At 40.2% G+C, this 15,040-nt stretch carries 12 protein-coding genes and 1 pseudogene; 2 read left to right on the top strand and 11 right to left on the bottom strand.

Annotation, left to right across the window (positions count from 1 at the left end):
* Window positions 1–129: 129 nt before the first annotated feature.
* The 3 genes from J7I96_RS10725 to J7I96_RS10715 form a co-directional block, all read right to left on the bottom strand.
* A complete protein-coding gene (locus J7I96_RS10725; RefSeq protein ID WP_214767892.1) occupies window positions 130–2,124 on the bottom strand; it encodes a TRAP transporter permease in 1,995 nt (664 codons plus the stop codon).
* A complete protein-coding gene (locus tag J7I96_RS10720; RefSeq protein ID WP_214767889.1) occupies window positions 2,117–2,623 on the bottom strand; it encodes a DUF1850 domain-containing protein in 507 nt (168 codons plus the stop codon). Before J7I96_RS10720 ends, J7I96_RS10725 begins: the two co-directional genes overlap by 8 nt.
* 84 nt (window positions 2,624–2,707) lie before the next feature.
* Window positions 2,708–3,682: a TAXI family TRAP transporter solute-binding subunit gene (locus J7I96_RS10715; protein WP_214767886.1), complete on the bottom strand. Its 975-nt coding sequence runs from the start codon at window positions 3,680–3,682 to the stop codon at window positions 2,708–2,710.
* Window positions 3,683–4,081: 399 nt separating this feature from the next.
* Between J7I96_RS10715 and J7I96_RS10710 the strand changes: the two genes are divergently transcribed.
* Complete coding sequence (locus J7I96_RS10710) at window positions 4,082–4,993, top strand: LysR family transcriptional regulator (protein ID WP_214923848.1); 912 nt, start codon at window positions 4,082–4,084, stop codon at window positions 4,991–4,993.
* A 479-nt stretch (window positions 4,994–5,472) separates the two neighbouring features.
* On the opposite strand, the gene J7I96_RS10705 is transcribed toward J7I96_RS10710, so the two are convergent.
* The 5 genes and pseudogenes from J7I96_RS10705 to J7I96_RS10685 form a co-directional block, all read right to left on the bottom strand.
* The gene (locus J7I96_RS10705; protein ID WP_214767880.1) at window positions 5,473–6,465 is read right to left on the bottom strand and encodes an NAD(P)/FAD-dependent oxidoreductase; all 993 of its coding nucleotides are present in this window, start codon (window positions 6,463–6,465) and stop codon (window positions 5,473–5,475) included.
* A 228-nt stretch (window positions 6,466–6,693) separates the two neighbouring features.
* Window positions 6,694–6,942, bottom strand: a complete 249-nt coding sequence (locus J7I96_RS10700) for a ferredoxin (RefSeq protein WP_214767877.1) — start codon at window positions 6,940–6,942, stop codon at window positions 6,694–6,696.
* 43 nt (window positions 6,943–6,985) lie between these two features.
* Window positions 6,986–7,780, bottom strand: coding sequence for an alpha/beta fold hydrolase (locus J7I96_RS10695; protein WP_214767875.1), 795 nt, complete (start codon window positions 7,778–7,780; stop codon window positions 6,986–6,988).
* Between the two features lie 201 nt (window positions 7,781–7,981).
* Window positions 7,982–8,765 (bottom strand): annotated as a pseudogene (locus tag J7I96_RS10690) (SDR family NAD(P)-dependent oxidoreductase).
* A gap of 365 nt (window positions 8,766–9,130) precedes the next feature.
* Window positions 9,131–10,411 carry an MFS transporter gene (locus J7I96_RS10685; RefSeq protein ID WP_214767872.1) on the bottom strand — a complete coding sequence of 427 codons (1,281 nt, stop codon included), beginning with the start codon at window positions 10,409–10,411 and terminating at the stop codon, window positions 9,131–9,133.
* A gap of 691 nt (window positions 10,412–11,102) precedes the next feature.
* Between J7I96_RS10685 and J7I96_RS10680 the strand changes: the two genes are divergently transcribed.
* On the top strand, window positions 11,103–12,125 hold the full coding sequence (locus J7I96_RS10680) for a hypothetical protein (protein WP_214767869.1): 1,023 nt from the start codon (window positions 11,103–11,105) through the stop codon (window positions 12,123–12,125).
* A gap of 236 nt (window positions 12,126–12,361) precedes the next feature.
* On the opposite strand, the gene J7I96_RS10675 is transcribed toward J7I96_RS10680, so the two are convergent.
* From J7I96_RS10675 to pxpB, 3 genes are all read right to left on the bottom strand, one after another.
* On the bottom strand, window positions 12,362–13,108 hold the full coding sequence (locus J7I96_RS10675; protein ID WP_214767866.1) for an IclR family transcriptional regulator: 747 nt from the start codon (window positions 13,106–13,108) through the stop codon (window positions 12,362–12,364).
* A 166-nt stretch (window positions 13,109–13,274) separates the two neighbouring features.
* Window positions 13,275–14,270 carry a 5-oxoprolinase subunit C family protein gene (locus tag J7I96_RS10670; protein WP_311315211.1) on the bottom strand — a complete coding sequence of 332 codons (996 nt, stop codon included), beginning with the start codon at window positions 14,268–14,270 and terminating at the stop codon, window positions 13,275–13,277.
* On the bottom strand, window positions 14,267–15,025 hold the full coding sequence (gene pxpB, locus J7I96_RS10665) for a 5-oxoprolinase subunit PxpB (protein ID WP_214767863.1): 759 nt from the start codon (window positions 15,023–15,025) through the stop codon (window positions 14,267–14,269). Before pxpB ends, J7I96_RS10670 begins: the two co-directional genes overlap by 4 nt.
* Window positions 15,026–15,040 lie beyond the last annotated feature (15 nt).

Raw genomic sequence — 15,040 nt, 5'->3', positions numbered from 1 at the left:
AATATGCTGGTTGTCTCGATAAAAAACAGTCTGCACATTCCCATTTGGCGTTGCGTTCTCAATGATGTTTCACTTCAAAAAATCACCCCCTGAATGGTACAGCTGTACCCTTCACTTCCGGATTGAGGCTCAATTTTTCTCAATGCTTTGGTTATTTTCCAAGATTTTGGAGCTATCGTGATTGTCACTCTTCCAAAGATATTGTAAAGCCAGTAACACAATAAAAGCGGATATCCCAATGATGTCCGATATTGTTTCAGGATAGATCAATAGTAAACCTACGATTATGGCGAGGACTCTTTCTACCCAGTGCATCCCCCTCATCCAGTAACCTATGACCCCCGCACCGATGGCAATCATGCCGGACATTGCTGTAAAAACGACCCACGCAACCTCCATCCAAGTTGTATCGATCATTAGCATTTGCGGGGAGAGAACAAAAATATATGGAATGATGAATGCGGCGATGGCAAGTTTCGATGACTCAATCCCCGTTTTTATCGGCTCACCTCCCGCTACCCCTGCCGCTGCAAATGCCGCTAAAGCAACTGGAGGAGTTATATCTGCTATAATGCCAAAATAGAAAACGAATAAATGTGCAGATAGATCAGGAACACCAAGCAAAATTATCGCAGGCGCTGCAATCGTCGAGGTGATTACATAATTGGCAGTCGTAGGTGAACCCATACCTAATATAAGTGCCGCTACCATAGTGAGCATCAGTGTTGGAATCAAATATCCACCAGATAAATCGATCAACCCATTAGCCAGCTTAAGTCCTAGCCCAGTTTTCGTGACGATACCGACAATGATGCCCGCTGCTGCGGTTGCAGCTGCAACCGCAAGTGCTGTCCGGGCTCCATCCACCAATGCATAAATGATATCGATGAATTTCATGCGGACATCCTTGTTAATGAAACCTACAAGAACCGAGATGGCAATGGAATATAGTGCTGCATGTGTTACCGTGATATTCATCATGAGCAAAATGATAATGGCAAGAATCGGTATTAGTAAATAAAACTTGCCGAACACTTCCTTTTTACTTGGCATCTCTTCTTGAGTTAACCCTCGCAGCCCAAGTCGTTTCGCTTCAAAATGGGTCATGATCCAAATTCCTGAAAAATAAAGGATAGCTGGAATCGCTGCCGCCTTTGCTATATCCCAATACGTAATTCCATTCCCAATGAACTCAACCATCAAGAATGCCGCTGCCCCCATCACCGGAGGCATCAATTGCCCGCCTGTTGAAGCAGCCGCCTCCACTGCCCCGGCAAATTCCTTCTTATATCCAAGATTTTTCATCATCGGTATCGTAAATGCTCCTGATGTGACAACATTAGCCACTGAGCTCCCGCTAATCGTTCCTTGAAGAGCACTGGAAAAAATCGCAACCTTTGCAGGTCCCCCTATCCTTCTGCCGGCAATGGCTGTAGAAAGATCATTAAAGTATTGACCGACGCCTGTTCGGACCAGAAATGATCCAAACAGTAAAAATAGGAAGATGAATGTCGATGACACCGCTAACGGAGTACCCAAAATTCCCTCTGTCGAGAAGAACATCGTTTGCACCAGACGCTCCAGAGTCAAACCGCGATGAGCAAGGAATCCTGGCATATACTGTCCAAAAATACCATAGAAAATGAATAATATAGCAATGACCATGATAGGAAGACCAACTGCACGCCTGGTTGCTTCCAAAACCAGCAGAATGGCCATAAAACCGACCGCAAAATCCAATACGCCCAAACGCCCTACATTCATGACGATATCTTCGAAAAATAAGGGCCAATATGCACCTACCCCAATACTAAGGATCGCTAAAATGATATCGTACCAGGCAATTTGAAACTTTCCTTTTTCACGCTTCTTCCGGTTTGCGGGAAATAGTAAAAATACCAAGGAGAGTGCAAACCCTAAATGTATCGTCCGTTGGATTTGTGCTGTAAAAACGCCAAATATGGCAGTATATAATTGGAATAGCGAAAAAGCCAGGAGTCCAAAAAACGCAATGTGGCCCAAGACACCAGTTAATTTCCTTGTCCCGGCTTCTGGATCATATTTTTCCAATAACTCCTGCTGCTCTGCTTCGGTTAAATATTTGATTTTTTCATTATCAGCCACTAATCTTCACTCCCTTCAACTGTTCCCACAATGAAATTCTTTCCGATGAAATCCTGACCCATGTCCCTGGTTCCATAAAGTCTGCCAATGTGTATGTTTTTTCATCATATATTAATCGATGATTGGCTTTAACTTGTCCTACCCGTAAATCTATATAGGTGAAAGTGCGTTGCATATTTTTTATGAAGTAGGTACCGTCTTTTACTTCAAACACTTCCTCACCCTCTGCATTGGAAGGCATACCGACCGCAAAATCATCATAGGCAAGTTCGGTTTGTTCGATTTGCTTATCCGATAACCGATATGATTCCAAAACATCTGTGAGGTGGATGGAGTGTGTATATTTAATCTTGAATTCTTTTTCTTTTTTCAAAGGAAAGTATGCGACTAATTCCCCTTGGTCCTCGAAGGAAAAGGCTATTACATGCTTATAAGGAAAAAAGAATAAAAAAGCGATGAGCAGAGGTATAAGAAAAGCCATGAATTTCTTGAATATCATAGGCACCCCTTTCACAACAAGTGTCCCATTTAGAAAAAAATGAAGCCGATAGGCCACATAAAGCGAGCTACCGACCCAATTGCATTACTTGGAAACACCTTTTTCTTTAAAGTATTTTGCTGCCCCAGGATGCACTTCCATATCCCCTAATCCTTCAAGTGCAGTTTCTGCTGTAAGGAACTTGCCTTTTGCATGTGTGATTTGATCTGTGTTTTCATATATAGCTTTAGTCATTTCATAAACTAAATCTTTATCAAGATCCTTTGTAACCACTAACATCGCTTTAACTGCAACTGTTTTAACCTCGGAATTGATTTTGTACGTTCCACTTGGAATGGTATCTTCAGCATAGTATGGATACTTTTTAACCAATGCTTGAATTTTGTCCTCTGCAATAGGCAGGACCATGATATCATTCTGGACGGACAGCGCCTCGACTGCACCAGTAGGCGTGCCTGCCGTGATGAAAGCTGCGTCAATATTGCCTGCTTGGATTCCTTCAGTCGACTCATCAAAAGATAGATTTTGACCTTTAATATCTTTTTCAGACAAACCATGAATCTCCAGGATTTGCATGGCATTAATGTATGCACCAGAACCCGGAGCACCTACCGATACCTTTTTACCCTTTAAATCCTCGATTGATTTAATTCCGCTTTTCGCAGTCGTTACAATTTGAACAGTTTCAGGATATAAGGAGCTGATCGCCATTATATTGTCAATGGGTTTCCCATCGAACATTTCTGTTCCTTCAATTGCATATGCCGCGATATCCGTTTGCGAAAAGGCGATTTCAGCCTCTCCAACCCTTAATGTTTCCATGTTTTCGGCTGAGGCGCCAGATGTCTGAGGTGTTATATTCGCTTTTGTTTTATCGGAAATGATTTTTCCAATTTGTCCTCCAAGAGGATAGTATGTACCTCCCGTTCCACCAGTCAACAGGCTCAAGTTTTTGTTACCGCTTCCTGAGGCACCTTCATTACTGTCTTTACAAGCCGTGATAATACCGGTGACCGTCAAAATCATGACCAATAAAAAGCACTTATGAAATGTTTTCATAAAAATCCCCCCTCATGTATATTCATCATCTGCAAAAGATGATAATGTTATTATTCTACCGACCGACTCACTTTCCCTTTTTTTACAAAATTAGACACATCATCCATAAGAACTAGTAATACTTTAATAAGTTTTATAGAAATTAAAACACCAAGCTTAAATGTGTACAAAAACCTATTAAAAACAAGGGAAATCCGCTATCCAATAGTAATATTTTACCGTTTATTACTTATTATTCCTTTCTTTAAGGATAATATTGACTCTTCCATTTTAGAAATATATTATTGTTATAAACTTATAAGTAGATGTTATAAAATTACAGATTTTGTTTGGGAGGAAATTAAAAGTCTCCCCTTTCTTAACCTTGTATTTTCAAATCCGACTGAAGTGGGTGATTGTTTGAATTACCTATCCCTCCGCTATTTCATAGAGGTTTCCAACCATCTTAGTTTCAGTGAGGCTTCCAAAACCCTGCATATATCCCAGCCCGGACTTAGCCAACAGATTTCATCCCTCGAAAAACAATTAGGCTTTAAACTATTGAATCGAACGACAAGAAAAATTACATTAACGGAAGAAGGAGAATACATCTATAAAAAGCTTGCGCCTTCCTTTGAAGATATCGAGAAAACAGTGAATTACATAGTTGAAAACAAAACCATCCCCAAGCCTAAACTTAAGATTGCTACCGTACCCTCCGCAGCTAGTATATATATCCCAAAGTTATTGAAAAAGATCGTGGAGCAATACCCGGAAACAGAGTTTTACGTGCATGAAACAACATCTTCAAGAGCAGTAAAACTCGTAAACCAACAAAATTATCACATCGGTTTCATCCGAACGCCCATTCACGGTGACATCATCGCCAATGAAGGATTAAGCATGATTGAATTCATGAGGTTCCCTTTACAATTAGTCGTCTCCATTGATCATCCACTGGCCCAAAAAGAGGCCATAAATTTATACGAAGCAAAAGACGAACCTTTTATCCATTATGATGCCGTTCAAGCACACTCCCTTCAATTCCTTTTGGAAAAGGCTTGTCTGACGGCTGGATTTTCACCTAAAGAATTATGCAAAGGCTCTGAATTACTGACGATTGCCAATCTAATATCAAATAACTTAGGCGTAGCCCTCATGCCGAAAGATATGGTGAGTTTGTTGGGAATAAGCCAAATCAAAGCCTTGAACATCGAAAACTTGGAATTAACCAGTTCGATATCGGCAGTTTGGAAAAACACGGATGCCTCAATTCTGGCTAAGCATATTTTGAAAACGTTAGAGAATGATGATGATTTTAGCAAAATATAAGATTCTTGGTTGGGTAATTGCTGCGAAGCGAGGTAATTATAGTAAAATGAATGATACTTATCGGAGTTAAAAAGCCCCATTTCTCTTTTTATGACACTGAGAAACGGGGCTGTTAATATTGGATAATTTCACCTTTTAAACTACTTATTGGCGACGGGGTGTTCCCCCTTATATAACTTATGAAAACCTTATAAGAAACCGTGTGCTTATTTTTGATCCGTATTACCTGTAACTTTTATAAAGATTAATATTATGTAAAATCTCTATAGGGGCGTTACTTAAACCAATCTAAAAAGTCATATTAACCTGTTCCCTTGTTAAGCATCAAAACATGTATAGCTTCAAAATATATCAACTTTCCTTTTTTTCGATTTAAACCGGACAATCGAGAACCCCTATCCATCACTTTTTACATAAGGGACCCAGCCTATGTATTTAAGATTCTTTTTCTTAAGAAAAGTCTTGTTGTTAGAAAGAGGTCATCCAAATAATGAAGTACTATGAAGCGGCTGAACTTTCGCCAAAGGATCAATATAGGCTTTGGCATTGTTAACTGCCGTAGGACCTTCACCAAATCCGGAAGCAATTAATTTAACCTTTCCATCATACGTACAAATATCCCCAGCTGCGTATATGCCTGAAATATTTGTTTCTTGTTTGGAATTAACGATAATTGCATTTTTATTGATGTTTAGACCCCATTCTTTAATCGCTCCAAGAGAAGAGACAAAGCCGTAATTTATAATTAAATCATCTACGTCAACCACTTCTTTTTGTTGAGTCTTTGCGTGTTCTAAAACTATTTGAGTAATGTGATCTGTTCCTACCAATTCGGAGGGTATATAAGGTGTTTTGACCTCAACAGCGGAATTCACTAATTTTTCTACACTATGCTCATGGGCACGGAATTTATCTCTTCTGTGTATCAATGTTACCTTTTCGGCAATCGGCTCTAACATAAGGGCCCAATCAACAGCAGAATCCCCACCGCCTAGAATCACCACTTTTCTTCCTTTAAATCGGTTCATATCATTCACGAAATAATGCAAATTCTTATTTTCGAACTGTGTTGAATCTTCCAATTCTAGTTTACGAGGCTGAAAGGCTCCATTTCCAGCAGTAATGATCACTGATTTAGAGAAATGAGTATCGAGGTTTGTGGTGATCTTAAATGTTCCGTCTGCTTGCTTTTCCATTTGTTCAACTGCTTCTTCAAGACAAATGGTTGGTTCGAATACTTTCATTTGTTCTTTTAAATTCTCTATCAATTCCTGCGCCCTTACTTTTGGAAAACCAGCTATATCATAAATGAATTTTTCGGGGTAAAGAGCCGAAAGCTGTCCACCCAATTGAGGAAGACTTTCAAGGATTTTCACCTTCGCTTGCCTCATTCCGCCATAGAACGCAGTAAACAAGCCAACTGGGCCGCCACCAATAATGGTTATGTCATAGACCTTCTTTTCTTCTGTCAATGCAATCACTCCTTGTTCTTCTAGGTTGGTTGTTCATACTTAACGTGAATTACTGGCTGTAAGGGATAAACTTATAATGTTTCCACTCGTCATTCCAATTTTTCCGGTTCTAAAAATGATAAGATCTGTGAATATCCATCCTTTCAAAAAAACTAACTAGTGACGTCAGTTTCCTTAGTTTTAAAATCCATAAATCAGTTACAAATACCCCCATAGAATCTATAAATCTTATTCAAATTTATTAGGGTTACCATCAAATGCTGCTTGAGCCACTTTTATAGAATCGGTTGGACATCCTTCTGAAGCATCTATCATATCTTCCTCAAGTTCTTCAGGTATAATCGCTGCCCCAACATTATTATCCAATAAAACGAACGCAATCCCTTCTTCATCATAATCATAAATATCCGGAGCAGAAGCACCACAAGCTCCGCAAGCAATACACGTTTCTTTATCCACGATTGTATAATTAGCCATTTTTCCTGTTCCTTCCCCTCTTAAATCTCAGCCTGTCTTTTCCTTACTCATTACCGTTCAAAAATTCCAAAATGCTCGAATTAAACTTCCTTGGATTTTCCTGGTAACACAAATGTCCGCCATCTGGAATAATCACTAGCCGGGAGTTTATTAGCTTTTCATGAATGGCTTCTGATTCCTTAATAGGAGTTACAGTATCCAACTCACCACAAACCACAAGAACAGGAACAACTATATGAGATAACATACTCATTTGATTTAGATGATAAAGTGAATATGCTACCGAACGGTATCCTGCCGGTCTTATCTGTGTCATAATCTCTTTGACTCGTGTATGGACATTTTCTGAAGCATGGGGGGATAGCAGTGCTTGTATTCTCTTTTCCGCTATCTCCTCAGTAGAAAGGTTTTCAATTGAAAATAATCGATTTTTCAATTTCGTCTCGTTCTCTTCTGGGGATAGAGCAGCAGCCCCCCTCGTCGAATCTGCTAATATAAGTTTATTAACCTTATTAGGGTACAGGCTACAGAACTCTATCGCAATTGCAGCTCCCATTGAATGGCCGAGCAGATGGATTTTTTCCAGCTTTAGCTGATCTAGCATGCCGTTCAGAATACGTGCGAACTCTTTAAAATTTCTATATTCTTCTGCTGGATCTGAACTTTTCCCATAACCCGGCGCATCCCATGCGATTACTGTATAATGCTCCTTTAATTCCTGGATTTGTTCCTTCCATGACTGTGAATTATTGCTCATACCATGCAATAATACTAAAGGTTCTCCATTACCTTCTATTTCATAATGAATACTTAAATCTTCTACTTTTACGAATGGCATACGATCAGTCCCCTTCTAAAGGTAAGTCTCTAACTCTTAAAGCACCCAAACTTGAAATAACTTTCTTAAATTAGAGAATGATTTACTATTTTTTATGCTTGAGACCCCTATAAAGAAAGTGCTTCCTTTCTTGAAGACAGGCAGGAAAAATTGCCTTACCTTCCCGTCTTACCAGCTAACATATTCAAATACCTCTCTAGCTTAGCCAAGGCCCCGCACGGACAATCCGCCGTCGCTGGAAATGACTTCACCGGTGATTGCGCGTGATTCGTCAGAAGCTAACAGTACATACGCCGCAACGTGATCTTCCGGCATCTGGGCAAGTTGAAGAATATTCCGTTTTTTAATGTTGCTTGCTTTCGTATCATTATCGACGACTTTCACAAATGGACGCAGCGGCGGAATCACCGTGAGTGCTGTCAATGTCCCCCCTGGAGCTACCGCATTTACCCGGATGGAAGGAGATAGTTCGAATGCAAGCTGGCGCATCAATCCAATTTGGGCGTGTTTGCTCGCTGTGTACCAAACACCGCCGCCATCTGGGTAAAAACTTGCACCGGACACGGTAAAAATAATATTGCCGTTTGTTTTTTTTCAGTTCTTCAAGAGCAGCTTTAGCTCCGAAAAACGAGCCCTTTACGTTAATATTGAATAGGAAATCATACGCTTCGGAAAGCGCCTCGGGAGTCACATCGGCAAATTTGGCAAATCCATCGAACACGCCTGCATTCGCAACGAAGACATCTAACTTTCCGAATTGCTCAACAGTAGCTTGGACCGCTTGCTCATTGTCTTCGTATTTGCTTACATCTCCCTGATAAGTCAGGATATTTTCACCAAATTCTCCTTTCATTTTCGCTAATGTGTCTTTAGAGCGGCCGATAATGCTCACTTTTGCTCCTTCTTGTATAAAACGGCGTGTGACCGCTTCACCTATTCCAGAAGCGCCCCCTGTAATCAAAACGACTTTATCTTTTAAAGCCATGCCCATTGTCTCCACCCCTTCTGATATCTTTTAAACGTGATGAACGGTTATCCAAAGATCGGTTCCATTCAAGTTTACTTTCTTGTAGCGAGCACATAATCCTCATAAACGTTTCATATATAAAACAATGTTTCTCTTTATAAACAATTCTAAAATGTAATCGCTTCATTGTCAATGTAAGCTGTAAAAACTGAAACCATCGTTCGGGAATACGTGCCTTGTCTATATCAAGCTATGGTCATCCTTATTCCTGTGTACACGTCACTGAGTATTCAAGATTTATTGTGGTTCTCAGTAAGAATCTAGCGTCCCTTCTTACTGAGATACCCTTTTAAAAAACGTATGATATTACTTTTTTTCGCTCTCTATAAAGTTACTTTGTTTCCTGTCGTATTACTTAGGTGATATTCGGCAACTTCTTGTTTAATCATAAACAAGTACGCGACAAACCCCAGAGTGGCTGCTACAATAAGCATCGCAATGGAGGGACCAAAATCACCGCCCGACATATCGCGGCTCCACCCCATGATATAACTTGAAAATCCACCCATAATATTCGTGAATCCCATTAAACCGGCCGCACGTCCCGCTGTTTCAGGTGTTGAAAATTTGATGATGAAGAAATTGGTTAGATGAAACATTCCACCCTGAGTTCCCATGGCGAGCCCCATTGAAACCCCGGCCATAATAGGACTAGGTGCAAGAACGGCGATTGTCAAAAATACAGCTGTTAGTATGAAAAGAATCGTCGCAAGCAAACTCGGGCGTTTCGTTTTGTCCGCCAGAAATCCGCCAGCCAGGACAAATCCAAGCGCGAATAGCCATGATAATGAGGTAATCCCAGTCATTGCATCTCTTTCAAAGCCTTTGGCCTCCACGAGATAGGTAGGAAGCCAAATACTGATTCCAAAGAAAAGAAAGGACGACATCAAATTGCCAAACCAGACAATCCAATAACGATAATCCTTTGCGAAGAATTGCTTCAACTGCACATCATGCGCTTCGTCCTTTTGGCGAATATAAGAGACTTCCTCTTTACTCATGCGTGGATGTTCTTCTGGCGTATTACGAGCCAAATACAGGAACATTGGAATATTTATAAACAAGTTAAAGGCAGCGAGAGCAAAGAACGCGGCCTGCCAATGAAATGTTGAAATAATGAGGATGAGCATAACGGTACCTACTGCCGGGCCAAGGTAGTTTCCAGTAATCCAAAATGACTGTGCCCTGCCAAGCTCTAGTTTATTAAACCAATTCGATATGAATTTACCCGATATCGGGATCATCATGCCTTCCCCGATTCCGAGGATGACCCTACTAATTAAAAACATTTCGTATGAAGTGGACAGCCCTCCCATGACCATTGTCGCAGTCCATACCAGTAAACCTAAAACCGCTGTTTTCCGCGCCCCTAACTTGTCGATAATAACACCCCAAAAAATGTTGGAACAGGAGTATGAAATCATGAATATAAAGGAGATCAAGCCAATTTTCGCATTTTTATCGGGGCCAGTCAGACCAAGATCACTTAAAAATCCCGGATCGGTTTGGATAACAGAGATACCTACTTTATCAATCTGACCGAAAAACCAGAAGAAAAAAATAGGAATCGCAATGTACAACCATCTTTTTTGACCTTGTAACATGTTATTTCCCCCTTATAACAGGCTCATTTGAATGCGCTTTCATGATTTTCGATACAAAATGGCTATCATGCTATCAAACTTCACCAACTCCCTCTTTCAAAAGATAGCAGTAACTATCGTTTCGTATAAAAAACATTGTTACCGATATTTAATGTTATATTGAATTTTCTTAATAGTCAATAATATTCAGAATAATATTTTCCACAGAAAAACTAGTTTTATATACAAAACTAAATAAGGGATTGTTTCGATGAAAACAACCTGAAACAATACCTTACCCATCGATCACCTAAAACCAAATAACGTTTCTGCAAATCCTAGTACCTAAGGTAATGCAACTCCATAATTATTTGAAACTTCATTATCTGCAACAATAAAATGTCCATCATGGGACTGAAGCGCTACTAAGTCTATTTCCGTTCAAGTAAAGAGTTTTAACCTGGAATAGTATGGGGTTTTCTGTCCATCACCCCAACTTATGCTGCCGCTTGAGGTGAATGAGGCATACAATTCATGAACCGCCAACCAACTATTCCTTAGACAGGTAAACTCAACATTGAAGAATGATCATTCGGTTGCCGTCGTCCCTTTTATAACGATTCTTTATAAATATATAAAAATTAACTATTTTTATTATTTTTCACTCAATGTTAGCATTTTGTTATACGTTATTTGAAAGGATGAGAGATGAATGACTATCCAATACTCTGAATTCGCAGTATTCGGGCTCGGTCCCATCGGAATTGAAATTCTTCGCAGTGCTTATCAAACGAATCCTCAATCGATTATCGGTGTTGTCGATATTGATCCCGAAAAGGTAGGGATGGATATTGGCTTCCTCATCAATGAAAAGGAAACGAACAAGTGTGTAGTTCCTCATATCCAGGAAGTAAATACTGAAGCTGACCACCCTATCGCCCTACATGCAACCGGTTCCAATGCACAACAAGTATGGCCCCAAATCAAAGAGCTGATAGATCACGGTTTTTCAGTGGTTTCCACCTGTGAACAGCTTTCCTTCCCTTGGCATCGCTACCCTTTACTTTCAAAGGAAATAGATGATTATGCTAAAGCAAAAGGACTTAGTGTCATCGGGACCGGAATCAATCCAGGGTACATCATGGATACTATGGCCATTTCTTTTACAACAGTATTGACCACAGTTAACCAAATTAAGGTCATTCGTAAAGTTGATGTTTCGAAAAGGCGCCTCCCTTTACAAAAAAAGGTCGGAATAGGGATGACCAGAGAAGAGTTTGAATTTTTAGCCCAACGGAATGAAATTGGGCATGTAGGTCTTGAGGAGTCTGTAAGGTTAATCGCTTATGGGCTGAATTGGAAACTTTCAAGTGTTGTCAATACCATTGAACCAACGATTGCAAGCGAAAATATGACCGTTCCGCTAACTACCTTAAAACGAGGGGATGTTATGGGGCTTCATCAAATTTCCACAGGCAAGACTGTGGCTGGAAAGGAAATTTCCTTGGATTTAACGATGTCTGCAGATATTAAACAGGAAGATGAAATCGTTATTGAGGGGAACGAAACTCAAAGGCTGATTGTTCCAAACGGCATTTTTGGAGATACTGCAACCGCAGCAATGATCATCAATACCGCTAAGCAAATTGATGCACTCCGTAAACCAGGTTTACTTACAATGGCTGATATTGGGGTGCCTAGAAATATAAATCAATCACACTATGTGCGTATTTAATGGCTGACTAACAAACTTGCGATAAAGTATTACGATATAGGAAAAGGTGAACCCCTAATGGTTCACCCTTTCGTTTTGGTTCAGCTGGGCATGCCAACATGACAAAAAAACCACCATAAGAGGTGGCTTTACTTCCTATTTGTAGTATGCAGGAATCCACTATCTTATGTAAGTTATCTTATTTCAGAAAAATATATTCCGAAAATGAAATGATTTTTCTATTTTCATTAATATGTTTAAGGACCAAGTTTCACGGAAATGGCTTTTGCAGCTTTCGTTACTTTGTCAATCAATACAGGCAAGCGATCATCCTGAAATCTTGCTTCAATCCCAGCGACACTAATACCAGCCACTATTTCACCTTTACCATTGAGTATCGGTGCACTCACCGCTTTTGTATAATCCTCAAGTTCTGATGAAGTTATCGTGTAACCATTCGATCTCGCTTCATCCATTGCATGACGGAGTATAGTTTTATCCGTAATCGTTCCCATGGCGATTGGTTTTAATTGGATGTTTTCCAAATAATTTTCACGCTCTTCTTGAGGCAAAAATGCTAGGATGATTCGAGAATCGCCAGCGTACAATGGCGAACGCCTTCCAATGGATGTATAAAGTCGAACAGGTTGCAGGGTGTCCACCTTTTCAATATACATCGCTTCATCCTTATCCCTCACAATTAAATTCACTGCTTCTTCAACATCATCCCGTAGGTCTTTCATGATCGGATAGGAGATTGACCTGATATCCAAACGCTCCCCTACCAGTTGACCAAACTGCAGGAATATCAATCCAAGTGAATAGTGCCCATCATTGTCCTTTGTTAGAAACCCCATTTCCTCCAAAGATCCCACCATACGGTGTAACGACGTTTTCGGCAAATTGGAAAGTTCCATCATTTCATTAAAGGTCAGTTTTGGATGATTTATGAAAAGGGTTAGGATTTGCATGGATTTCACGACCGTTTTGTTATGTGCCTGCATACTATGTCTCCTTTCATGATACATGTTTTCCTTAACTATCATTCTATTATAAAATATGGATGAAAGGATATAATGCCTTCAATAAAATATATATTTTAGCGCGAAAAAAAAAAGAAAGCACTCTTTAAGAGTACTTTCTCATCGTTTGCGTTCTTTTAATAAGCGATTATATATCCAGCCATTTGTTCAGGGCCAATGAAATCGAAACTTTCAATTCCCTCAATTGCCGTTCTTTTTGAAGGAACAGCTGTTCAGCCTCATTTAAGTTCACTCGTGAGAACTGAATCGATTCCCCTGGTTTAACCTGAGCGATAATTGGTAAATCCGCCGTAATCACCTGAGCTATCTTAGGATATCCGCCCGTTGTTTGGCTATCTGAAAGGAGGATGATCGGATTTCCATCTGGCGGAACCTGAACGGACCCATTTGTGACCGCTTCGGATAATAACTCCCCATTTTCCTTTAATTTCAGTGAAGGGCCCGATATTCTATATCCCATGCGGTCGGATTGATTGGATACTTTAAATACTCCCTCTACAAAACTATCTTTACTTGAATCTGTGAAATATTCATATTGGCTTCCATCGATGAAACGGATGAGAGGTTTTCCTCCTGGCATGAACTCCTTCTCATTGACAAACCACTTTGGGAAGGAAAATGAACCTTTGAACGTTCGATCATCAAGATTCTTCGAAGGTTCATTAAACTCCAAGACATCGTCAGCCTTTAATGCCCTCCCCATATAGCCGCCGATCCCAGCCCTTAGATATGTGCTTTTACTCTCCATAATTTCAGGAATAGCAAAGCCTCCCGCTACAGTTAAGTACGCCCTGCAACCTGATTTACACCCTTCAAACCGAAGAATCGATCCATTTTTCACAAGAATCGGCTTCCACATCGGTACCACCTTATTATCAAGTGTAGGTGATAAATTCCCACCTGTTATCGAAATCAGGCAATTTTTCTCTACTTTAATGGTCGGGCCCATTAATGTAATTTCCAAGGCCGCTTCTCCTTCTTCATTGCCAACCAACATATTGGCAATTCGTAAAGAATGTGCATCCATCGCCCCGCTTACAATCACCCCATGTTGCTTGAATCCTTTTCTTCCAAGATCCTGTATACTGGTCAATAATCCCGGTTTGATTACGCGCAGGCTCACTGTACCCCCTCCTTAAGAATCATTTCTTTATATTCTTGATCCGTAATCGGATGGAACTTCACAATGTCCCCTGCTTGTAATAGACTTGGAGGATTTACATTTGGTAAAAATAGTTTGGTTGGCGTTTGTCCGATCAATTGCCATCCACCAGGCGTTGATATGGGATATACTCCCGTTTGCATACCCGCAATCCCTACTGCCCCTGCCGGAATGGTCATTCGGGGAGAGGAACGCCTAGGTGTCGCGATGTTCTCTGAAAGTCCGCCAAGAAACGGGAAACCCGGTGCGAACCCAATCATATAAGCTAAATATTCACCGGTTGAATGAATATGAATGACTTCATCAGTAGTCAAATCATTATAGCGTGCAACATATTCCAAATCGGGTCCATATCCATTCCCATAGCACACGGGAATGGTAACCGTTCGATGTACCAGATTTTTATCTTCTTTTAAATCCTGTAATTTCATTTCCAAGATGGAACGGACCACTTCAAAGGGAGATATGGTTTCATTACCATTACTTTTATTTTGTTCCTTATAAATAACGAGTGGATCATAAAAAACCGTCAAATTGGTATAAGCCGGTACACATTCTATAAACCCTGCAAAAGGTTCATCTTCCAGCAAATCCTTTAACAATTTTATTTTTTTGTGAACGCTGTATTCCATTCCATTCCCGAATGTTATCACGATTGCGGAATCGCCTAATGGAGAAAGTGTACATGCAGTTTTTTTCAAAAGCTTTTCCGGCATAGGAATCATCTCTTT

The sequence above is a fragment of the Bacillus sp. ISL-78 genome, from assembly GCF_018613455.1.
GTDB lineage: Bacteria > Bacillota > Bacilli > Bacillales > DSM-1321 > Peribacillus > Peribacillus frigoritolerans.
The sequence above is the reverse complement of the archived record's forward strand: the minus strand, read 5'-3'. Positions and strand labels throughout refer to the sequence as shown.